We start from the raw sequence: 21,127 nt of genomic DNA, 5'->3' as shown, positions 1-21,127 counted from the left end.
TCGATGTATTGAACAGATGTACATGTATGTGAACGCCAAGGGGTCGGCGCCGGGGGCGGGGCCGCTGTCAGTGGGGTTTGGTAAGAATGCAGGGGTGAGCAGCGAGAACGGGCCGGGGGCCGGAGGCGGGGAGGGCGCACCGCCGGAGCAGCTCGCGTTGATCCGGGAGACCGTGCGCAAGGCCAAGGAGCCGCGGGCCAAGCCGCGGACCTGGCGGGGCGCCGCGCTCGCCGAGGAGCTGCCGGTCGCGCGGGTGCTCGTCGACAAGGGCGTGCTCCACCTCGACCGCTACTTCGACTACGCCGTGCCCGCCGAGCTGGACGCCGAGGCCCAGCCGGGGGTGCGGGTGCGGGTGCGGTTCGGCGCGGGCCGGGGCCGGGTGCGCGAGGGGCGGCGCGAGGGCGGGGGACTGATCGACGGGTTCCTCGTCGAGCGGCTCGCCTCCTCCGACTACTCAGGGCCGCTCGCGGCCCTCGCCCAGGTCGTGTCGCCCGAACCGGTGCTGGGCCCGGAGCTGCTGGGACTGGCCCGGGCCGTCGCCGACCGCTACGCCGGGAGCCTCGCCGACGTGCTCCAGCTCGCCGTACCGCCGCGCAACGCGCGCGCCGAACAACGGCCCTCGCCCGCGCCGCTGCCCCCGCCACCGGCACCGGAGGCCGGATCCTGGAGCCGGTACGAGCGCGGGGCCGCGTTCCTGGAGTCACTGGCCTCGGGAGGGGCACCGCGCGCCGTGTGGAACGCGCTGCCCGGGCCCGGCTGGAGCGAGGAGCTGGCCCGGGCCGTCGCCGCGACGCTCGCCTCGGGCCGCGGGGCCCTGGTGGTCGTACCGGACGGGCGGGCCGCCGCCCGCGTCGACGCGGCCCTGACGGGCCTGCTCGGGGAGGGGCGCCACGCGCTGCTCCAGGCGGACGCCGGGCCGGAGAAGCGGTACCGGGAGTGGCTCGGCGTCCGGCGCGGGAGCGTACGGGCCGTGGTCGGGACGCGCGCCGCGATGTTCGCCCCGGTGCGCGACCTCGGTCTGGTGGCCCTCTGGGACGACGGGGACGACAGCCACAGCGAGCAGCACGCGCCGCAGCCGCATGCGCGCGAGGTGCTGCTGCTGCGTGCCGCGCAGGACCGGTGCGGGTTCCTCATGGGCGGCTGGAGCTGCACGGTCGAGGGCGCGCAGCTCGTCGAGAGCGGCTGGGCGCGGCCCCTGGTCGCCGCGCGGGAGCAGATGCGGCAGGTGGCGCCGCTGGTGCGGACCGTGGGGGACCAGGACCTGGCGCGCGACGAGGCCGCGCGCGCCGCCCGGCTGCCCACCCTGGCCTGGCAGGCGGCCCGGGAGGGGCTGCGCCACGGGCCGGTGCTGGTCCAGGTGCCGCGGCGGGGTTACGTACCGCGGATGGCGTGCGCGCAGTGCCGGGCCGCCGCCCGGTGCCGGCACTGCTCCGGGCCGCTGGAGGCGCGGGACGGCGGGGCGCTGTGGTGCGGGTGGTGCGGGCGTGAGGAGAGCGCGTGGCACTGTCCGGAGTGCGGGTCGTTCCGGCTGCGGGCCCAGGTCGTGGGGGCGCGGCGGACCGCGGAGGAGCTGGGCCGGGCGTTCCCGGCCGTCCCGGTGCGCACGTCCGGGCGCGAGCACGTCCTCGACACGGTGCCGGGGGCGCCCGCGCTGGTCGTGAGCACCCCGGGGGCCGAGCCGGTGGCCGAGGGCGGGTACGCGGCGGCGCTGCTGCTCGACGGCTGGGCCATGCTGGGCCGGCCCGATCTGCGGGCCGGGGAGGACGCGCTGCGGCGCTGGATCGCGGCCGCGGCCCTGGTCCGGCCGCAGGGGGAGGGCGGGACCGTGGTGGTCGTCGCCGAGCCGACGCTACGGCCCGTGCAGGCGCTGGTGCGGTGGGATCCCGTGGGCCATGCGCTGCGGGAGCTCGCCGAGCGGGCCGAGCTGGGATTCCCGCCGGTGTCGCGGATGGCGTCGGTCTCGGGGACGGCGGAGGCGGTGGCCGCGTTCCTGGGGGCGGCCGAGCTGCCCGGCGAGGCGGAGGTGCTGGGGCCGGTGCCGTTGCCGGTCACCCCGCCGGGGCGGCCGAGACGGCCGGGGGCGCCGCCCGCGGGGGAGCACTGGGAGCGGGCGCTGGTGCGGGTGCCGCCGGGGCGGGGCGCGGCGCTGGCGGCCGCGTTGAAGTCGGCTCAGGCGGCTCGGATGGCTCGGGGGGCCGAGGAGTCGGGGCGGGTGTGGGTGCGGGTCGATCCCGGGGACATCGGGTGAGCGGTGGGCGGCCGGGGTGAGCCGGGCGGAATGCGGCTGCCCTCTCGGGAGGGGGCCGAGAGGGCAGGAGCGGTGGGGGCCTCAGCCGTTGCGCGGGCCGGGGAAGGCGGTCGGTCTCACGTCGTCGCGCAGGGCCGGGCTGCCCGCCGTCGGCTGGGTGGGCATGCAGCGGGCGGCGGGGACGGTGGGGACCGCAGGCAGGCCCGTGTTCACGCTGACCGTGCGGGGGCCGGTCGGATCCGCCGGGGTGCGCTCGGTGTCGGCGGGTGCCTGGGCGGCCGCGGCCCTGCGGGCGCCGTAACGGCGGTGGACCGCCTGCTTGGTGACTCCCAGCGCGGAGCCCACCGCGTCCCACGAGAAGCCGAGCGAGCGGTCGAAGTCCACTGCCGCGGTGACCAGGGTCTCGACGCTGTCCCGGAGTTCCTGGGCGAGGCGGACCGTCGGGGCGGGGGCGCGTCCGTAGACGACGAAGCCCGTGGAGGGGCCGGAGCGGCGGGGGCGGTAGACGTTGCCCAGCTGGGCGGTGAGGGTGCGCAGCGCGTCCACCTGCCGGCGGACCCGCTCGATGTCCCGCACCAGCAAGTGCAGGCTGGCCCGGGCCTGGGCGTCGTGGGTTGCATGGTCGGCCATGAACAAGCCTCTCGAACCGGCGTTGGGGAGAAGGTCAACTCTTTCTTGACCAACGCGGGTGCGCTCCGCTGGTCACGGTGTGGGCGCGTATGGGCATATGCGGGCGCTCCCGGTGCCGGTCTGCGCCCCCTTCCTCTCCCGGGGTGGCCGCCGTCGGTAATCGAGGTGGGGGGCTCGGAGTGGGGCCATAGACTTGTGCGTTGCCCGTGGTTTGTTTTTTCGAGAGGCCCGTCCCTTTATGAAGCTCGTCTTCGCCGGTACCCCCGAGGTCGCCGTTCCCGCCCTGGACGCTCTGCTCGCCTCCGGGCGGCACGAGGTGGCCGCCGTGGTGACGCGGCCCGACGCGCAGGCCGGGCGGGGGCGCAGGCTGGTGGCCTCTCCCGTCGCCCAGCGGGCCGAGGAGGCGGGCATCGAGGTGCTGAAGCCCGCGCGGCCCCGGGACCCGGAGTTCCTGGAGCGGCTGCGGGAGATCGCGCCGGACTGCTGTCCCGTCGTCGCCTACGGGGCCCTGCTGCCCAAGGTGGCGCTGGACATCCCGGCCCACGGCTGGGTCAATCTGCACTTCTCGCTGCTCCCGGCCTGGCGTGGCGCCGCACCGGTGCAGCACGCGGTCATGGCGGGGGACGAGATCACCGGGGCGTCCACCTTCCTGATCGAGGAGGGGCTGGACTCCGGGCCCGTCTACGGGACCGTCACCGAGGTGGTGCGGGCCACCGACACCAGCGGGGATCTGCTGACACGCCTCGCCTTCGCGGGCGCGGGGCTGCTCGCGGCCACCATGGACGGGATCGAGGACGGCAGCCTGAAGGCCGTGCCGCAGCCGGCGGACGGGATCACCCTCGCCCCCAAGATCACCGTCGAGGACGCGCTGATCGACTGGGCCGCCCCCGCGCTGCGGGTGGACCGTGTCGTGCGCGGGTGCACCCCCGCCCCCGGCGCCTGGACCACCTTCCGGGGCGAGCGGCTCAAGCTCATCCATGTGCAGCCGGTCCCCGGGCGGGACGGCCTCGCTCCCGGCGCGCTGGCCGTCGGCAAGAACAGCGTCCACGTGGGGACGGGGTCGTACGCCGTCGAGCTGCTGTGGGTCCAGGCCCAGGGCAAGAAGCCGATGCGGGCCGCCGACTGGGCGCGCGGGGTGCGCATCGGCGAGGGCGAGCGGGTCGGGGCGTAACGCTCCTGCGCCGGTCCGGCGTGTACGTCGTACGCTGGACGCCCCTTCCTTCCCGCAATCCGGAGCACCTTTTTCGTGAGCGACCAGTCCTCCCGTCCCCGCAAGCCCGCCCGGCCCTACCGCCGGCCCCAGAAGGACCCCGTCCGCATGCTCGCCTTCGAGGCGCTGCGGGCCGTGGACGAGCGGGACGCCTACGCCAACCTGGTGCTGCCGCCGCTGCTGCGCAAGGCGCGGGAGAAGGAAGGACCCGAGAAGTTCGACACGCGGGACGCGGCGCTCGCCACCGAGCTGGTGTACGGCACGCTGCGGCGGCAGGGGACGTACGACGCCGTCATCTCCGCCTGTGTGGACCGGCCCCTCAGGGAAGTCGATCCCCCGGTGCTCGATGTGCTCAGCCTCGGCGCGCACCAGCTGCTCGGGACGCGGATCCCGACGCATGCCGCCGTGTCCTCGGCGGTCGAGCTGGCGCGGGTCGTGCTGGGGGACGGGCGGGCCAAGTTCGTCAACGCCGTGCTGCGGAAGATCGCCCAGCACGATCTCGACGGCTGGCTGGAGCAGGTCGCCCCGCCGTACGACGACGACCCCGAGGAGCACCTCGCGGTCGTGCACGCGCATCCGCGCTGGGTCGTCTCCGCGCTGTGGGACTCGCTCGGCGGCGGGCGGGCCGGGATCGAGGAGCTGCTCGAAGCCGACAACGAGCGGCCGGAGGTCACTCTCGTCGCCCGGCCCGGGCGGGCCACGCAGGAGGAACTGCTCCGGGAGCAGGCCGCCGTTCCGGGACGCTGGTCGCCGTACGCCGTGCGGCTCACCGAGGGCGGGGAGCCGGGGGCCGTCGAGGCCGTACGGGAGGCGCGTGCGGGTGTGCAGGACGAGGGGAGCCAGCTCGTCGCGCTGGCCCTCGCCGCCGCGCCCGTGGAGGGGCGGGACGAGAAGTGGCTCGACGGGTGCGCCGGGCCCGGTGGCAAGGCCGCGCTGCTCGCCGCCCTGGCCGCCGAGCGCGGGGCCGTGCTGCTCGCCTCCGAGAAGCAGCCGCACCGGGCGGGTCTCGTGGCCAAGGCGCTGCACGGCAATCCGGGGCCCTACCAGGTCATCGCCGCCGACGGGATCCGGCCGCCGTGGCGGCCGGGATCCTTCGACCGGGTGCTGATGGACGTGCCGTGCACCGGCCTGGGCGCCCTGCGGCGGCGGCCCGAGGCGCGCTGGCGGCGCCGGCCCGAGGACCTCGAAGGGTTCGCGCCGTTGCAGCGCGGGCTGCTGCGGACCGCTCTGGAGGCCGTGCGGGTCGGCGGTGTCGTCGGGTACGCCACCTGCTCACCTCATCTCGCGGAGACCCGGGCGGTCGTCGCCGACGTGCTCAAGCAGTTCCCGCAGACCGATCTGGTCGACGCGCGGCCGCTGCTGCCGGGCGTGCCGGCGCTGGGCGACGGGCCCGACATCCAGCTGTGGCCGCATGTGCACGGCACCGACGCCATGTATCTGGCGCTCATCCGCCGGACCGGATGATGACGGTACGTCATATCCCAAGCCGGGCAAGAGAGTTGAAGTCGGGAAACCTTAAGCCGTCGGCGTCCGGGCACAGCATCGCATAGCCAACCCCGACTGTTTCTCGATGTCTGCCACAGTGCCGACTGGTTTCTTTATCTCACCAAAACAACGGCACGGAATTCCTGAGATCAACCTTCCCGAAGGGGATTTCCGGAATTCCGTGAAGCCTCTTTGGAAGGGATAGAGAAGATGTCGGAGAACAACTCTCACCGCAGGTCGAAGAACCGGTTGAAGAAGGCCGGCGCGGCTTTCGCCGCGGGAACGGTCCTGCTCTTCGGGGCGGTGTACGTGAACGCCAATGCCGCCTCCGTCGGCGCGTCGCCGACCACGACCGCCTCGTCCGCCTCGTCCGCCGCCGTCTCGGACGTGGTCGACGCCGCCGACGCGTTCCTCGCCACGCTGGACGACGACCAGCAGGCCGAGGTGCTGCTCGACTTCACCGAGGCGAACGCGACCGCCTGGTCCAACCTCCCGTGCGGTTCCAGCTGCCGGGTCGGCATCGAGCTGAGCACGCTCAGCGACGAGCAGCTCGCCGCGGCCAAGGCGGTGATCGAGGCGGCGACCGGCACCGGCAGCGGCACCGGCTACGACCAGATCTCCCAGATCCTCGCGGCCGACGACGTCCTCGGCGAGACCGCCAGCGGGTACGGCAGCGGCAACTACTACCTGGCGTTCCTCGGCACCCCGGGCACCAGCGGCACCTGGCAGCTGCACTTCGGCGGGCACCACCTCGCGGCGAACCTCACCTACAAGGACGGCGAGGTCGAGGGCACCACCCCGTTCTTCATCGGTGTGGAGCCCACGAGCTGGACCGACGACGACGGCACCTCGTACGCCCCCCTGGCCGGGATGCGCGACGGGATGCTGGACCTGCTCGCCGGTCTGAGCGACGACGAGCTGGCGGAGGCGAAGCTGTCCGCGTCGTACACCGACGTACTGCTCGGCCCGGACGAGGACGGTGCCTTCCCGGAGACCAAGGAAGGCCTCGCGGTCGCCGACCTCACCGACGACCAGCAGGAACTGGTCCTCAACGCCATGGAGCCGTGGGTCGACGTGGCGGACGACACCACCGCCGCCTCCGTGCTGAGCACCTACAAGTCGGAACTCGACGAGACCTACATCTCGTACTCCGGCGGCACCGACCTGGACACCCAGGGCGACTACGTCCGGATCGACGGGCCGGGCGTGTGGATCGAGTTCGTCTGCCAGGACGGCGTGGTCTACCAGAACCAGATCCACTACCACACCGTCTACCGGGACCACACCACCGACTACGGCGGAGAGTTCTCGTTCTGATGGACCGTCTGCCGATCTCACTGTCGCATGCGCTGCGCATGATGGCCGGGGTCGCGCTGGCGGTGACGGCGGCGCTGCTTCTGGCAGCGCCGCCCGCTGCCGCGCATCCGCTGCCCCACTCGGTGCTGCTGCTCGACGTGCACGAGACGTCGGTGGCCGCCGAACTGGAGCTGCCCGTCGGCGACTTCTCCCGGGCCAGCGGCATCGTCCTGGACGACTCCACCACCGTGCAGCAGCTGTCGGCGCGGACCGCCGCGATCCGCCGCTACCTGTCCGCGCATCTGCGCCCCACCACCCGCGGGGGCGAGGCATGGACCGTCGCCTTCGGCGCCATGTCCCTGGGGCGGGCGGAGCAGACCTCCACCGGCACCTACCGCGAGCTGACGGTACGGGCCACGCTCACCCCGCCGGCCGACGGGGACCCGCGCCGGTTCGTGCTCGACTACGACGCCGTCGTCCACCAGGTCGTCACCCACACCGTGATGGTCTCCGTCCGGCAGGACTGGGCCGCCGGCCGGGTGGCCGACGCGGGGCAGGACACCGCGACCGAGGTCGGCGTCATCCGCGTCGACACCCGGACCATGACCGTCGCCCCCCTCACCGTCGACCTGGAGAGCGGGAGCGTCTGGAGCGGGACGTACGCCATGTTCCGGCTCGGCGCCGCTCATATTCTCGACGGCACCGATCATCTGCTCTTCCTGCTGATTCTTCTGCTTCCCGCTCCCCTCCGGGCGGCCGGAAAACGCTGGCGGGGAACAGTGGACAACCGGACCGCGATACGGCGAATGGGCTGGACAACTCTCGCCTTCACCGTCGGGCATTCCCTGGCGCTCGCGCTGAGTGCTTTCGGACGTCTCGACATTCCGGCCCAGCCGGTCGAGGCTTTTATCGCCTTCAGTATTCTCGTCGGTGCCGTGCACGCCATGCGCCCGCTATTCCCCGGGCGGGAAGCCCTGGTCGCCGGTGTCTTCGGGCTCGGGCACGGCCTGGCCTTCTCGCTCACGCTCGCCGAGATGAACCTCTCCACCGCCCAACTCGCCCTCAGCCTCGCGGGATTCAACCTCGGCATCGAAGCCGTGCAACTCGTGCTGGTCCTCCTCGCCCTGCCGGGCCTGATCTGTCTCACCCGGCTGCGCGGGCACTCCGTGCTGCGGGGCGCGGGGGCGGTGCTGACGGCCGGCGCGGCCCTCGGCTGGCTGCTGGACCGGCTCGGGCTGCCCAACGGCGTCGCCCGCGCCGCGGACAGCGCCGGGACGCACACCTCCCAGCTGCTCCTCGTCCTGGCCGCCACGGCGCTGGCGGCCACCCTCCGGTTGATCACAGCCCACCGCCGCGGCCCGGCCTGTACGAGACCGTCCTCGTCCCGCTCCCCGGCGCGCGCGGCCTCGACTCGACCATCGTCATGAAACACGTGGTCAGCCCCCGCCCGTTCCCCGGCCGCCCGGCGCCTTAGGGTGGCCCCATGCCACGCACATCCCCCGCCGTCGCCCTCGACGCGCTCCTCTCCGGCAACGAGCGATTCGTCGCGGGCGCACCCGGTCACCCCAACCAGGACGCCGCCCGCCGGGCCGAGCTCGCGCCCGGCCAGGAACCCTTCGCCGTCATCCTGGGGTGCTCCGACTCCCGGCTCGCCGCGGAGATCATCTTCGACCAGGGGCTGGGCGACCTCTTCGTCGTCCGGACCGCCGGGCATGTGCTCGGGGCGGAGGTGCTGGGCAGCGTGGAGTACGCCACGGCCGTGCTCGGCTGCCGCCTGGTCGTCGTCCTCGGGCACGACTCCTGCGGGGCCGTCGCGGCGGCCCGCGAGGCCGTGGCGAACGGACTGCCCTCGACCGGCTTCGTCCGGGACGTGGTCGAGCGGGTCACCCCCAGCGTGCTGGCCGCCCGCGCCGCCGGACTGACCTCCGACAGCGACATCGTCGACGAGCACATAAGGCACACCGTGCAGCTGCTCCTCGACCGCTCCCGCACCCTCTCGGACCAGGTGGACGCGGGGGACGTGGCGGTCGTGGGCATGGCGTACCGGCTCGCCGAGGGCAGCGCCCGCATCCTGGTCTCCCACGGGAACACGGGCGCTCCGGTCCCGGTCCCGGGGGGCGATCAGGCCTCCTGAGGGGCGCGCCCGGCGGGGTCCGTCAGCCGCTCGACCGGGTGGCGGGCTCCGGCGCGCCCTCGGTCACCGCCGGGCCGTCGTCCCGGGCCAGCCGGTGCGGCCACCACACCTTCGGGCCGACGTCCAGGAACAGCGCCGTGACCAGCACGGACCGTACGACGAAGGTGTCCAGGAGGACGCCCAGGGCGACCGCGAAGCCGATCTCGGCGAAGCCCACCATGGGGAGCGTGCCGAGGGCGGCGAAGGTGCCCGCGAGCACCAGGCCCGCGGAGGTGATCACCGAGCCCGTCGCGGCGAGGCCCGTCACCACGCCCCTGCGGGTGCCCTGCCGCAGCGCCTCCTCACGGATACGGGTGGTCAGGAAGATGTTGTAGTCGATGCCGAGGGCCACCAGGAACACGAAGACGAACAGCGGGAAGTCCGTCGACTCTCCCGCGTAGTCGAACACGTGCCGGAAGGCCAGCGCGCTGATGCCGAGGGCCGCCGTGAAGGACAGGATCACCGTCCCGACCAGCAGCAGCGGGGCGACCAGGGCGCGCAGCAGACCGCACAGGATCAGCAGGACCACGCCCAGCACCAACGGGATGATCAGGATGTTGTCGTGGGTGGTGGCCCGGTCCGCGTCCAGCAGGGCCGCCGTTCCGCCGCCCACCCGCGCGTCGGCGTCGGGCACCGCGTGCACCGCGTCCCGGACCCGGTCCACCGTCTGTTTGGCGGCGTCGCTGTCGGACGGGGCGGTCATCGTCGCCTCGAACAGCACCTTGCCGTCGTGGAGGGGTTTCGTGCCCGGCGGCAGCCCGAGCGAGGTCGGCACGACGCCGTCGGTGGCCGCCACCGCCGCGCCCACCTGACGGGCCTGGGCCTGGTGGGAGACGATCACCAGGGGGTCGCCGCTGCCCGCCGGGAAGTACTTCTCGGACACCTCCTGGCCGGTGATCGAGTCCGGTTTCCCGGTGAAGGCGTCGGCGTTGCTGATGCCCGCCGCGCGCAGCTGGATCAGCCCGAGCGAGCACACCGCCAGCGCCAGCGCGGTCACGATCCAGATCATGCGCGGGCGGCGGGCGATGCCGGCCCCGTTACGGGCCCAGAAGCCGCGCTCCGTCGGATCGGCGGAGCCGAAGTGGGGGATCACCGGCCAGAAGATCCAGCGGCCGCAGATCACCAGCAGGGCCGGGAACAGGGTCATCATGGCGAGCAGCGCGACCGCCACGCCGATGGCCGCCACGGGACCGAGGCCGGCCGTGGAGTTCATCTCGGCGGCCGTCAGCACCAGCATGCTCAGCACCACCGTGGCGCCCGAGGCCAGCACCGCCGGGCCCGCCCGGTGCAGGGCCAGCGCCATCGCCTCGTGGCGGTCCTCGTGTCTGCGCAACTCCTCCCGGTAGCGGGCCACGAGCAGCAGGGCGTAGTCCGTCCCGGCGCCGAAGACGAGGACCGTGAGAATGCCGGCGCTCTGACCGTTCACGGTCAGGCCCGCGTAGTGGGCCAGGAAGTAGATCAGCGCCTGCGCCGTGAACAGCGCGACCACCACGCCGATCAGCGGGACCAGCAGCAGGGTCGGACTGCGGTAGGTGATCAGGAGCATCACGATGACGACGCCCATGGCCGCCACCAGCAGCGTGGAGTCGATGCCCTCGAAGGCCTTGGCGAAGTCCGAGGAGGTGCCGCCCGGGCCGGTGATGTGCACGGCCAGCCCGGCGCCGCCCTTGCCGACGACGTCACGGATCGAGTCCACGGCCGGCGAGATCCGCGACCAGCCCTTCTCGTCCATGGTGATCGGCACATAGATCTGCGCGGCGCGCGGGTCCACCGGACGGTCGAACACCGGCCCCCGTGTCTCGGCCCCCCGGATCCCGTGGTCCGTGAGCCGCCTGAGCTGCACCGTGTCCGCCGCGATCTGCGCCCGGTCCCGCGCCGTCAGCCCGTCGTCCCGGGCGTACACGACGATCGCGGGAATCTGCTCCGGCCGGAACCCCTTGGAGATCTCCAGCACCTGGGTCGACTCGGCCGACCCCGGCAGCCAGGACGCCGCGTCGTTGTCCTGGGCCCCGGTCAGCTTGGAGGCGAACGGCGCCATGAAGAACAGCACGACCAGCCACACCCCGAGCACCAGCCACTTGGCCCGCCGCCCACAGACAAGATGCGCGGTGGCTTTCATACCGACCCCAGCTGGTGAGGGGCGCGGGGCCCTGACATGTGCGGCTCCGCCGCGCGGGCGCGACCAGCCCACCACGCACCCGCACCCGACCACGAGAGGGGACCCATGCGCCCCACCCTCGGAGGGCATGGCAGGCTTGGGGCATGGCCGCGCAGATCAACCCCAGCATTCTGTCCGCCGACTTCGCCCGCCTCGCGGACGAGGCGAAGGCGGTCGAAGGAGCCGACTGGCTCCATGTCGACGTGATGGACAACCATTTCGTCCCGAACCTCACGCTCGGTGTGCCGGTCGTAGAGTCCCTGGCCCGTGCGACGGACACTCCGCTGGACTGCCATCTGATGATCGAGGCCCCCGACCGCTGGGCCCCGCAGTACGTCGAGGCGGGCGCCTCGTCCGTCACCTTCCATGTCGAGGCGGCCGCCGCGCCGGTGCGACTCGCCCGCGAGATCCGTGCGAAGGGCGCCCGTGCCTCCATGGCGCTCAAGCCCGCGACGCCCATCGAGCCGTACGAGGACCTGCTGCCCGAACTCGACATGCTGCTGATCATGACGGTCGAGCCGGGCTTCGGGGGCCAGGCGTTCCTCGACATCATGCTCCCGAAGATCCGCCGCACCCGCGAGTTGATCAGCAAGCACGGCCTGGAGCTGTGGCTCCAGGTGGACGGCGGCGTCTCTGCCTCGACGATCGAGCGGTGCGCGGAGGCCGGCGCGGACGTGTTCGTCGCCGGATCCGCGGTGTACGGCGCGGAGGACCCCGCCGAGGCGGTCCGCGCCCTGCGCGCCCAGGCCGAGGCGGCGACCGCGAAGGCGAGCTGGGCCTGCGCCCACTGACCCACTGAACCACGGCCCTCTGAACAGCGGGCCGACACCATACGTAGCCCACTGAACACGCAGCCCGTGCGGACACTGGGCCACAGGTACGTGAACGGCTCCCATCAGGGCTGATCAAGTGCGCCGGATCTGCAAGGATGAACGGCGTATCCAGAGTGTGAACAGCAGTGAGGAGATCGCCGTGTCGGGTATGTCGGCGGGCCGGTCAGCCATGCGGATGGGACCCGCAGAGCTGGTGCAGGCGGCGGCCATGGCCCGCCGCTTCTACCTCGAGGGCAAGTCCAAGATCCAGATCGCGGAGGAGTTCGGCGTCAGCCGCTTCAAGGTGGCCCGGGTCCTGGAGACCGCCCTCGAACGGGATCTCGTACGGATCGAGATCCGTGTGCCGGCCGAGCTGGACGCCGAGCGCTCCGACGCGCTCCGCGCCCGCTACGGCCTCAGGCACGCCGTGGTGGTCGAGTCGCCGGCGGAGGCCGAGGACTCGCCCGACCCCGAGAACCTGGGAGAGGTGGCCGCCGACCTGCTCGGCGAGCTGGTGAACGAGGGAGACGTCCTGGGCCTGGCCTGGGGCCGCTCCACCATCCACATGGCGGCGGCCCTGGACCGGCTGCCGCCCTGCACGGTGGTGCAGCTGACGGGGGTGTACGACGCGGGGACCGCCGAGCGCGGCTCCGTGGAGGCCGTACGGCGCGCCGCCCAGGTGTCCGGCGGCGACGCGCACCCCATCTACGCGCCGATGCTGTTGCCGGACGCCGCCACCGCGGCCGCGCTGCGCAACCAGACCGGGATCGCCCGGGCCTTCGAGTACTTCGACAAGGTCACCGTCGCCTGTGTCTCCATCGGTTCCTGGGAGCCCGGCATCTCGACGGTGCACGACATGCTCAGCGACGAGGAGCGGGCCCACTACGCCTCGCTCGGGGTCGCCGCCGAGATGTCCGCGCACCTCTTCGACGGAGAGGGCCGCCGGGTCGGACGGGACCTGGGCGAGCGGTGCATCACGGTCAAGGCCGACCAGCTCCGCCGGGTCCCCGAGGTCGTGGCGATCGCGGGCGGGCAGCGCAAGGCGGCCGCGATCGACGCGGTGCTGCGGTCCGGGCTCGTCACCAGCCTGGTCACGGACACCTCCGCGGCCGACTATCTGATGACGGCGGGACCGACACCGAAGCCCGCCCTCAACCGCGCGGACCCGGACGGGATCTGAGGGAAGATCAGAAGGGGGCGGTCTCTCGGCCGCCCCTTTCCGCACTCACGACTGCTCAGGACGGTGCCTGGATGACGGAGCACGTGCTCACGCTGGATCTCGACGGGGTCATGGACAAGGCGGCCCTGATGGACCGCTGTGTCCGGGACCTCGAACTGCCCGACTGGTTCGGCCGCAACTGGGACGCCCTCGCCGACAGCCTCACCGACCTGCCGGACGGGCCCGAACTCGGCCCGGTGCTGGTCGTCGTGCGGAACTGGAGGCCCTACGCGAAGGCGCGGCCGGAGGAGTGGGAGATCGCCCAGGAGGTGTTCTCCGCGGCGGTGAACCAGGTGCCGGAGCTCTCCGTCGTGCTCGCTCTCGGAGGATCCTCCTAAGCCCTTCCGCGCTGCTTGGACGTTCCGTCCGGGCACCGCGTTACGGTCGTCATGGGACAATGAAGTACGTGCTCTTCCCCCTGGCTGACCTGTCAGGGGGTCGCCTCTGAACGACTGGGATGTGCAGCACGTGCGTTTCCTCAACGACGTCCAGCCCGCGTACGACCTCACCTACGACGATGTCTTCATGGTGCCGAGCCGCAGCGCGGTCGGGTCGCGGCAGGGGGTGGACCTCTCCTCCCCGGACGGCACGGGCACCACGATCCCGCTGGTCGTCGCCAACATGACGGCCGTCGCCGGACGCCGGATGGCCGAGACGATGGCCCGGCGCGGCGGACTCGTCGTGATCCCGCAGGACATCCCGAACGATGTCGTGACCGATGTGATCACCTGGGTGAAGAGCCGGCACCTGGTGCTGGACACGCCGATCGTGCTCGCCCCGCACCAGACCGTCGCGGACGCCCTCGCGCTGCTGCCCAAGCGCGCGCACAACGCGGGCGTCGTCGTCGACGAGGACCACCGGCCGGTCGGTGTCGTCACCGACCAGGACCTCAGCGGCGTCGACCGCTTCACCCAGCTCGAGGTCGTCATGTCCCGCGACCTGCTCCTCCTCGACGCCGGCATCGACCCCCGCGAGGCCTTCAACATCCTCGACGCGGCCAACCGGCGGTACGCGCCCGCCGTGGACGAGGACGGCCGTCTCGCCGGCATCCTCACCCGCAAGGGCGCCCTGCGCGCCACGCTGTACACGCCGGCCGTCGACGCGCACGGCAGGCTGCGCATCGCCGCCGCCGTCGGGATCAACGGCGATGTCGCGGGCAAGGCCAAGGAACTGCTCGACGCGGGCGTCGACACGCTCGTCATCGACACCGCGCACGGCCACCAGGAGTCGATGATCAGCGCGATCCGCACCGTGCGCGCGCTCGACCCGCAGGTGCCGATCGCGGCGGGCAACATCGTCTCCGCCGAGGGCGTCAGGGACCTGATCGAGGCGGGCGCGGACATCATCAAGGTCGGCGTCGGCCCCGGCGCCATGTGCACCACCCGGATGATGACCGGCGTGGGCCGACCGCAGTTCTCGGCGGTCCTGGAGTGTGCCGCCGAGGCGCGGAGGCACGGCAAGCACGTCTGGGCCGACGGCGGTGTCCGGCACCCGCGCGACGTCGCCATGGCGCTGGCCGCCGGGGCGTCCAACGTGATGATCGGGTCGTGGTTCGCGGGGACGTACGAGTCACCGGGCGACCTTCAGCACGACGCCAACGGGCGGCCGTACAAGGAGTCCTTCGGCATGGCCTCGGCGCGCGCGGTGCGCAACCGGACCTCGGAGGAGTCCGCCTACGACCGGGCCCGCAAGGGGCTGTTCGAGGAGGGCATCTCCACGTCGCGGATGTTCCTCGACGCCGGCCGGCCGGGGGTGGAGGACCTGGTCGACTCGATCATCGCGGGGGTGCGGTCCTCGTGCACCTACGCGGGCGCGGGCTCGCTCGAGGAGTTCGCCGAGAAGGCGGTCGTCGGGATCCAGAGCGCGGCCGGCTACGCGGAGGGCAAGCCGCTGCACGCCAGCTGGTAGGGCCCCACGGCCCCGCAGCAACAAAAGTGCACCTCGGTGCCATCAACGCAATGATCTTGCGTGGGTACGCAAGGTTGCATCATTACGATCGCTACGGCCCTGCTCATAGGGTCATGCGCTGTACGTGGCGTGGCAGGGACCCCGCTCGGTGGGTTCCCGCCCGCACCGGTCTCCGTCGTGCCGTCGGCAGCGACGAAGGAGTCAGCGCGTGCTCGACCACAGCGCACCCCCGAAGGACCGCATCCAGGCCGCCCCTCCGTCCCCGGGGTTCGCCGCGCGGCTGATGCGGCGCAAGCCCGTGGAACGGCTGGTCGCCGAGGGCGGCCAGGGCGAGGGAGGGGCGCTGCGGCGCTCTCTCGGGCTGTGGCAGCTCACCATGATCAGCATCGGGGCGACGCTCGGCACGGGCATCTTCGTCGTCCTCGGCGAGGCCGTGCCGAAGGCCGGACCGGCCGTCACGCTGTCCTTCGTGATCGCCGGTCTCACGGCGCTCTTCTCCGCCCTGTCCTACGCCGAGCTGGCCGGCACCATCCCGGTCGCCGGATCCTCGTACTCGTACGCGTACGCGACGATGGGCGAGCTGATCGCCTGGGTGTGCGGCTGGTGTCTGGTCCTGGAGTACGGCGTGTCGGTGGCCGCCGTGGCCGTCGGCTGGGGCGAGTACCTCAACGAGCTGCTCGACGGGACCATCGGGGTGACCATCCCGGACGCGCTGTCGGCGCCGCCGGGCGACGGGGGCGTGTTCAATCTGCCCGCCCTGATCGTCGTCCTGCTGGCCATGGCGTTCCTGCTCGGCGGGGCGCGGGAGTCGGCGCGGGCCAACACCGTCATGGTCGCCGTGAAGATCGCCGCGCTGGTGCTGTTCTGCGCCATCGGCGTCCAGGGCTTCCGCTCCGGCAACTACGCGCACTTCATGCCGCTCGGCATGGCCGGCGTCAGCGCGGCAGGCGCCACGCTGTTCTTCTCGTACATCGGCTTCGACGCCGCCTCCACCGCCGGTGAGGAGGCGAAGAACGCCCAGCGCGACCTGCCGCGCGCGATCATGCTGTCGCTCGTCATCGTCACCGCGCTGTACGTGCTGGTGGCGGCCGTGGCCGTCGGCGCCCAGCCCTGGCGGCGGTTCGGCGACTCCGAGGCCGCGCTGGCCCAGATCATGCGCGACGTGACCGGGCAGTCCTTCTGGGCCACCCTGCTGGCGTTCTGCGCGGTCGTCGCCATCGCGAGCGTCGTGCTGACCGTGCTCTACGGCCAGACGCGCATCCTGTTCGCCATGTCCCGGGACGGGCTGGTGCCCAAGGTGTTCTCGCGCGTCCACCCGAGGACCGGCACGCCCCGCGCCAACACCCTGATCGTGTCCCTGTTCTGCGGTGTCCTCGCCGCCGCGATCCCGCTGGGCCAGCTCGCCGACGCCACCAGCATCGGCACGCTGTTCGCGTTCGCGCTGGTCAATGTGGCCGTCGTGGTGCTGCGCCGGACCCGGCCGGAGATGCCCCGCACCTTCCGGGTGCCGCTGTCGCCGGTGCTGCCCGCGCTGGGCTTCGCCTTCTGCGTCTGGATGATGGGCAGCCTGTCGGCCGTGACCTGGGTGGTCTTCGGTGTCTGGATGGCCGTCGGGCTCGTGGTGTACTTCGTGTACGGCCAACGCCGCTCCCGCCTCGCCACACCCGCTCCGCTGGAGAAGTGAACCACCCACCGTGCTGAACGATCTCGACGAACGCATCGTGCACGCCCTCGCCGAGGATGCCCGCCGCTCCTACGCGGACATCGGCAACCTGGTCGGTCTGTCCGCGCCCGCCGTGAAGCGGCGCGTGGACCGGCTGCGGGCGACCGGCGCCATCACCGGCTTCACCGTACGGGTGGATCCGGCGGCGCTCGGCTGGGAGACCGAGGGGTTCGTCGAGATCTACTGCCGGCGCAACACCTCGCCGGAGACCATCCAGCGGGGCCTGGAGCGCTACCAGGAGGTGGTGGCCGCCTCCACCGTCACCGGCGAGGCCGACGCGGTCGCGCAGGTCTTCGCCGCCGACATGCGCCACTTCGAGCGGGTCCTGGAGCGGATCGCGGGGGAGCCCTTCGTGGAACGCACCAAGTCGGTGCTGGTGCTCTCCCCGCTGCTGCGCCGGTTCTCCTCCGGCTCGCCCACCTGAGCCCCTCGGTCCGAGCTCGGTCCGAGCTCGGACCGAGCCTTCAGTCGGCCGTCTTGCGCGCCAGCGCGTTGTTGCCGATCGAGTTGTGGACGCTGAAGCTCACCGCGTCCGAGCGGTAGCGGTCGTCGGACCACTCCACGGGGCGGCCCTCATGGGTCGTGGTGACCCGGCGGACCCGCAGCAGCGGGCTGGTGCGGCGCACCCCGAGGAGTTCCGCGTCCTGGGCGCCCGCCGCCACCGCGTCGATGACGTGCTCGCCGTAGGCGAAGACCAGCCCGGTGTCGTCCAGCAGCCGCTGGGTCACCGAGGGGCAGTCCGGTTCGATCGGCTCGACGGCGGGGGAGATCCAGTCGGCGTACACGGTCCGCTCCAGCAGCACCGGCTCGCCGTCCAGGCCGCGCACCCGCAGGACGTGCAGCACCGGCGTGCCGAGGGGGAGCTGGAGGCGGACGGCGTCCTCGTGGCCGGCCGGCTGGTACTGCTGGGCCACCACCTGCCCGGTCGCCTCGCGGCCCATCGCCCGCGCCCACTCGGCGAAGCTGCGCAGTTCCGCGAAGCTCTGGCTGCGGCGGCTGGCCAGCACCACCCGCCGGGCGCCCTGGCGGGAGCCGATGAGCCCTTCGGCGGTCAGCGCCGCCACGGCCTGGCGGACCGTCCCGCGCGAGACTCCGTAGCGGGCCGCGAGGTCGGTCTCGGCGGGCAGCCGGGCGCCCACCGTGTACTCCTCGCGGTCGATCGCCCGGCGCAGTGCGTCGGCGATCTCCTCGTGTCGGGCCGCCATGCTTCCCCTTCGCTCCAGCTGCTGTGCACAGCCTGACCAGCCTAGTCGACATCGAAACGTGATGAAGAGCAGCCCGGAGTGTCCGCGAAATAAGGGATCAGGGTTTCGCCGGAGTTTACCGGGGGGACATCAGCGGCGTGGTTACTGGGGCCAACTTGTTCAGACAAGTTCGCCCCGTCTCCTGATCTCCCGCACCCTCGCGCGTCCCCTGGAGAAGCCGTGACCGTGTCCCTGCCGAGAACCGCCGCCCTCGGTGTCATCGCCGCACTCGCCCTGAGCGCCTGTGGCGCCGCCCCCGACGACTCCACCACCACCGCCGACGGCAAGAACGCCGCCACGGCCACCTCCGCCGCCGACTTCGGGGGCCTCGACGCCCTGGTGAAGGCGGCGAAGAAGGAGGGCAAGCTCAACGCCATCGCGCTGCCCCGCGACTGGGCCAACTACGGAGCTCTCATCGACGGCTTCGAGAAGAAGTACGGCATCAAGATCGCCGTCGAGAACCCGGACGGCTCCAGCCAGGACGAGATCAACGCCGTGACCTCCCGCAAGGGCCAGGACCGCGCGCCGGACGTCCTCGACCTCGGCAGCTCCTTCGCCCTGAGCGCCGCCCAGCAGGGGCTGCTCGCGCCGTACAAGGTCGCCTCGTACGCCGACATCCCCGAGGGCCAGAAGGACGCAAAGGCCCGCTGGTACAACGACTACGGCGGCTACATCTCCATCGGCTGTGACGCGGGGCGCGTCAAGACCTGTCCGACCACCTTCGCCGACCTGCTCAAGCCGCAGTACAAGGGCCAGGTCGCCCTCAACGGCAACCCCACCAAGTCCGGCTCCGCCTTCGGCGGCGTCTACGCGGCGGCCCTCGCGAGCGGCGGCTCCTTCGACGACATCCAGCCCGGCCTCGACTTCTTCGCCAAGCTGAAGAAGAACGGCAACTACACGCCCGTCGAGTCCACCCCGGCCACCGTCGAGAAGGGCGAGACCCCGATCAGCATCGACTGGGACTACCTCAACGCCGGTTACGCCGACGAGTTCAAGTCCAAGGGCGTCGACTGGAAGGTCGCCGTCCCGACCGACGGCCAGTTCTCCCAGTTCTACTCCCAGGCGATCAACAAGGACGCCCCGCACCCGGCGGCCGCCCGCCTGTGGCAGGAGTACCTCTACAGCGCCGAGGGCCAGAACCTCTGGCTCAAGGGCTACGCCCGCCCGGTCCTGATGACCGCCCTGGAGAAGGCCGGCACCCTCGACAAGACGGCCGCCGCCAAGCTGCCCGAGGTCTCCGGCACCCCCGCCTTCCCGACCGAGGACCAGCAGAGCAAGGCCAAGACCGTGCTCGGACAGGGCTGGGCGAAGGCCGTCTCCGGATGACGGCCACCGCCGTACGGGCCGACTCGGCGCCCGCCGCTGCGGTGAAGCGGCGGCGCCGGTCGCTCGGCTGGCTCGCGGTCGTCCCGCTGCTCGCCTTCACCGCGCTCGCCTTCGGGCTGCCCGCCCTGGCCATGCTCGACGGCGCGTTCACCGCCAAGGACCCGGCCACCGGCGCCGCCTCCTACACCACCGGCAATCTGACGGCCTCGCTCCAGGGGGCGTACCTGACCGCCCTGATCGGCAGCGTCAAGCTGTCGGCCGTCTCCGCCGCCCTCGGCGCCCTGCTCGGGCTGCCGCTCGCCCAGGCCGTCGTCACCTCCCGGTTCCGCGCCCTGCGCGAGGCCGTGCTCACCGCCTCCGGAGTGCTCGCCAACTTCGGCGGCGTCCCGCTGGCCTTCGCCTTCGTCGCCACCCTCGGCAACGCGGGCGTCCTCACCCGGCACCTGGGCCTCACCGACAAGGGCTGGGACCTCTACAGCTTCTGGGGCCTGGTGATCGTCTACCTGTACTTCCTGATCCCGCTGATGGTCCTCACCATCACCCCCGCCCTGGAGGGCCTGCGCGTCCAGTGGCGCGAGGCCGCGGCGAACAACGGCGCGACACCCGTGCAGTACTGGCGGCACGTGGCCCTGCCCGTGCTGCTGCCCTCGCTGCTCGGCGGGCTCGTACTGCTGTTCGGCAGCGCCTTCGCCGCCTACGCCACCGCCGCCGCGATGGTCGGCAGCTCCATCCCGCTGGTCACCCTCCAGATCGCCGACGCCATCTCCGGCAACGTCCTGGTCGGCCAGGAGAACGTGGCCCTCGCCCTCAGCCTCGACATGGTCCTGGTCGCCGGTCTGGTCATGGCCGTGTACCTGCCCCTGCAACGGAGGAGCGCGCGATGGCTCGCCTGACCCTGTGGCGGTGGGGCGTCCTCGGCCTCGCCGGGCTGTACTTCCTGGTCCCGCTCGCCGCGTCCGTCGTCTTCACCGTCGACGTGCCCGGCCAGGGGATCACCTTCGACGCCTACACCCAGATCTTCTCCACCGACGGCTTCACCTCCAGCCTGCTGCTCTCGCTGGAACTGGCCGCCGCCACCATCGCCGTCGTGCTGCTGCTGATGGTGCCCGCCATGGTCGCGCTGCGGCTCGGCGCGCCCCGGCTGCGGCCGGTCGTCGAAGTGGTGTGCTCGCTGCCGCTGGTCGTCCCGCCGATCGCGTTCGTCGCCGGCATCGGGACCGTGCTCAAGTGGGGGCCGGAACACCTCTCCCGGACCCCGCTGTTCCAGACCTTCGTCGCGATCCAGAACCCGGACTTCCCCTTCGTGCTCGTCCTCGCGTACGTCGTGATGGCGCTGCCGTTCGTGTACCGGGCCCTGGACGCCGGTCTGCGCGCCGTCGACGTCCGCACCCTCGTCGAGGCCGCCCGCAGCTGCGGCGCGAGCTGGCCGCAGGCGCTGATCCAGGCGGTCCTGCCCAATCTGCGCGGGGCCCTGCTCAACGCCTCCTTCCTCACCCTGGCCCTGGTGCTCGGCGAGTTCACCGTGGCCCAGCTGCTGGGCTTTGCGCCCTTCGCCGTGTGGATCGTGAACGTCAGCGGCTCGCAGGCCCAGCTCTCCGTCGCCGTGTCCGTGCTCAGCCTGCTCGTGACATGGGTCCTGCTCCTCGCGCTCGCCGGTGCCGGCGGGCGTACCCGAACCGCATCCCGGGGATGAAC

At 72.4% G+C, this 21,127-nt stretch carries 18 protein-coding genes; 15 read left to right on the top strand and 3 right to left on the bottom strand.

Features of this window, described 5'->3' with window-relative positions; translation table 11 throughout:
- Window positions 1-94 precede the first annotated feature (94 nt).
- Window positions 95-2,248 carry a primosomal protein N' gene (locus ACYQ8Q_RS09165; protein ID WP_460063453.1) on the top strand — a complete coding sequence of 718 codons (2,154 nt, stop codon included), beginning with the start codon at window positions 95-97 and terminating at the stop codon, window positions 2,246-2,248.
- An 81-nt stretch (window positions 2,249-2,329) separates the two neighbouring features.
- On the opposite strand, the gene ACYQ8Q_RS09160 is transcribed toward ACYQ8Q_RS09165, so the two are convergent.
- Window positions 2,330-2,878, bottom strand: a complete 549-nt coding sequence (locus tag ACYQ8Q_RS09160; protein ID WP_460063451.1) for a hypothetical protein — start codon at window positions 2,876-2,878, stop codon at window positions 2,330-2,332.
- Window positions 2,879-3,116: 238 nt separating this feature from the next.
- On the opposite strand from ACYQ8Q_RS09160, the gene fmt reads away from it, so the two are divergent.
- The 5 genes from fmt (at window position 3,117) to ACYQ8Q_RS09135 (ending at window position 9,003) form a co-directional block, all read left to right on the top strand.
- Entirely contained in the window at window positions 3,117-4,049 is a 933-nt protein-coding gene (gene fmt, locus ACYQ8Q_RS09155; RefSeq protein ID WP_460063449.1) for a methionyl-tRNA formyltransferase, read from the top strand.
- Window positions 4,050-4,124: 75 nt separating this feature from the next.
- The gene (locus ACYQ8Q_RS09150) at window positions 4,125-5,552 is read left to right on the top strand and encodes an RsmB/NOP family class I SAM-dependent RNA methyltransferase (RefSeq protein ID WP_460063448.1); all 1,428 of its coding nucleotides are present in this window, start codon (window positions 4,125-4,127) and stop codon (window positions 5,550-5,552) included.
- A gap of 231 nt (window positions 5,553-5,783) precedes the next feature.
- A complete protein-coding gene (locus ACYQ8Q_RS09145) occupies window positions 5,784-6,890 on the top strand; it encodes a DUF3500 domain-containing protein (protein ID WP_460063445.1) in 1,107 nt (368 codons plus the stop codon).
- Window positions 6,890-8,296, top strand: a complete 1,407-nt coding sequence (locus tag ACYQ8Q_RS09140) for a HupE/UreJ family protein (protein WP_460063444.1) — start codon at window positions 6,890-6,892, stop codon at window positions 8,294-8,296. Before ACYQ8Q_RS09145 ends, ACYQ8Q_RS09140 begins: the two co-directional genes overlap by 1 nt.
- Before the next feature lie 56 nt (window positions 8,297-8,352).
- On the top strand, window positions 8,353-9,003 hold the full coding sequence (locus ACYQ8Q_RS09135; protein WP_460063442.1) for a carbonic anhydrase: 651 nt from the start codon (window positions 8,353-8,355) through the stop codon (window positions 9,001-9,003).
- Window positions 9,004-9,025: 22 nt separating this feature from the next.
- On the opposite strand, the gene ACYQ8Q_RS09130 is transcribed toward ACYQ8Q_RS09135, so the two are convergent.
- Window positions 9,026-11,161, bottom strand: a complete 2,136-nt coding sequence (locus ACYQ8Q_RS09130) for an MMPL family transporter (RefSeq protein ID WP_460063439.1) — start codon at window positions 11,159-11,161, stop codon at window positions 9,026-9,028.
- Between the two features lie 143 nt (window positions 11,162-11,304).
- Between ACYQ8Q_RS09130 and rpe the strand changes: the two genes are divergently transcribed.
- The 6 genes from rpe (at window position 11,305) to ACYQ8Q_RS09100 (ending at window position 17,286) form a co-directional block, all read left to right on the top strand.
- A complete protein-coding gene (gene rpe / locus ACYQ8Q_RS09125; RefSeq protein ID WP_460063438.1) occupies window positions 11,305-11,991 on the top strand; it encodes a ribulose-phosphate 3-epimerase in 687 nt (228 codons plus the stop codon).
- Between the two features lie 157 nt (window positions 11,992-12,148).
- Entirely contained in the window at window positions 12,149-13,192 is a 1,044-nt protein-coding gene (locus ACYQ8Q_RS09120; RefSeq protein ID WP_460063436.1) for a sugar-binding transcriptional regulator, read from the top strand.
- A 71-nt stretch (window positions 13,193-13,263) separates the two neighbouring features.
- The gene (locus tag ACYQ8Q_RS09115; protein ID WP_460063435.1) at window positions 13,264-13,569 is read left to right on the top strand and encodes a barstar family protein; all 306 of its coding nucleotides are present in this window, start codon (window positions 13,264-13,266) and stop codon (window positions 13,567-13,569) included.
- 130 nt (window positions 13,570-13,699) lie between these two features.
- The gene (locus tag ACYQ8Q_RS09110; RefSeq protein ID WP_460073224.1) at window positions 13,700-15,139 is read left to right on the top strand and encodes a GuaB1 family IMP dehydrogenase-related protein; all 1,440 of its coding nucleotides are present in this window, start codon (window positions 13,700-13,702) and stop codon (window positions 15,137-15,139) included.
- Between the two features lie 208 nt (window positions 15,140-15,347).
- Window positions 15,348-16,823 (top strand): amino acid permease, encoded by a 1,476-nt coding sequence (locus ACYQ8Q_RS09105; RefSeq protein WP_460063432.1) that lies wholly within the window; start codon window positions 15,348-15,350, stop codon window positions 16,821-16,823.
- Window positions 16,824-16,833: 10 nt separating this feature from the next.
- Complete coding sequence (locus tag ACYQ8Q_RS09100) at window positions 16,834-17,286, top strand: Lrp/AsnC family transcriptional regulator (protein WP_359001030.1); 453 nt, start codon at window positions 16,834-16,836, stop codon at window positions 17,284-17,286.
- A gap of 40 nt (window positions 17,287-17,326) precedes the next feature.
- Here ACYQ8Q_RS09100 and ACYQ8Q_RS09095 read toward each other — a convergent pair whose 3' ends face one another.
- Window positions 17,327-18,067: a GntR family transcriptional regulator gene (locus tag ACYQ8Q_RS09095; RefSeq protein ID WP_055638499.1), complete on the bottom strand. Its 741-nt coding sequence runs from the start codon at window positions 18,065-18,067 to the stop codon at window positions 17,327-17,329.
- 219 nt (window positions 18,068-18,286) lie between these two features.
- On the opposite strand from ACYQ8Q_RS09095, the gene ACYQ8Q_RS09090 reads away from it, so the two are divergent.
- The 3 genes from ACYQ8Q_RS09090 to ACYQ8Q_RS09080 are packed head-to-tail and all read left to right on the top strand — an operon-like array spanning window position 18,287 to window position 21,125.
- The gene (locus tag ACYQ8Q_RS09090) at window positions 18,287-19,432 is read left to right on the top strand and encodes an ABC transporter substrate-binding protein (RefSeq protein ID WP_460063430.1); all 1,146 of its coding nucleotides are present in this window, start codon (window positions 18,287-18,289) and stop codon (window positions 19,430-19,432) included.
- A complete protein-coding gene (locus ACYQ8Q_RS09085) occupies window positions 19,429-20,325 on the top strand; it encodes an ABC transporter permease (protein WP_460063429.1) in 897 nt (298 codons plus the stop codon). Before ACYQ8Q_RS09090 ends, ACYQ8Q_RS09085 begins: the two co-directional genes overlap by 4 nt.
- Window positions 20,313-21,125, top strand: a complete 813-nt coding sequence (locus tag ACYQ8Q_RS09080) for an ABC transporter permease (protein ID WP_460063427.1) — start codon at window positions 20,313-20,315, stop codon at window positions 21,123-21,125. Before ACYQ8Q_RS09085 ends, ACYQ8Q_RS09080 begins: the two co-directional genes overlap by 13 nt.
- Window positions 21,126-21,127 lie beyond the last annotated feature (2 nt).

Source organism: Streptomyces sp. YKOK-I1 (assembly GCF_054660435.1).
This window is presented reverse-complemented; position numbering and strand designations above follow the sequence as displayed.

Bases quoted from the DNA above. Each gene is read 5' to 3' on its own strand.
- ACYQ8Q_RS09160 (WP_460063451.1), bottom strand. From the start codon at position 2,878: ATGGCCGACCATGCAACCCACGACGCCCAGGCCCGGGCCAGCCTGCAC.
- fmt (WP_460063449.1), top strand. From the start codon at position 3,117: ATGAAGCTCGTCTTCGCCGGTACCCCCGAGGTCGCCGTTCCCGCCCTG.
- ACYQ8Q_RS09145 (WP_460063445.1), top strand. From the start codon at position 5,784: ATGTCGGAGAACAACTCTCACCGCAGGTCGAAGAACCGGTTGAAGAAG.
- ACYQ8Q_RS09140 (WP_460063444.1), top strand. From the start codon at position 6,890: ATGGACCGTCTGCCGATCTCACTGTCGCATGCGCTGCGCATGATGGCC.
- ACYQ8Q_RS09135 (WP_460063442.1), top strand. From the start codon at position 8,353: ATGCCACGCACATCCCCCGCCGTCGCCCTCGACGCGCTCCTCTCCGGC.
- ACYQ8Q_RS09130 (WP_460063439.1), bottom strand. From the start codon at position 11,161: ATGAAAGCCACCGCGCATCTTGTCTGTGGGCGGCGGGCCAAGTGGCTG.
- rpe (WP_460063438.1), top strand. From the start codon at position 11,305: ATGGCCGCGCAGATCAACCCCAGCATTCTGTCCGCCGACTTCGCCCGC.
- ACYQ8Q_RS09115 (WP_460063435.1), top strand. From the start codon at position 13,264: ATGACGGAGCACGTGCTCACGCTGGATCTCGACGGGGTCATGGACAAG.
- ACYQ8Q_RS09095 (WP_055638499.1), bottom strand. From the start codon at position 18,067: ATGGCGGCCCGACACGAGGAGATCGCCGACGCACTGCGCCGGGCGATC.
- ACYQ8Q_RS09085 (WP_460063429.1), top strand. From the start codon at position 19,429: ATGACGGCCACCGCCGTACGGGCCGACTCGGCGCCCGCCGCTGCGGTG.
- ACYQ8Q_RS09080 (WP_460063427.1), top strand. From the start codon at position 20,313: ATGGCTCGCCTGACCCTGTGGCGGTGGGGCGTCCTCGGCCTCGCCGGG.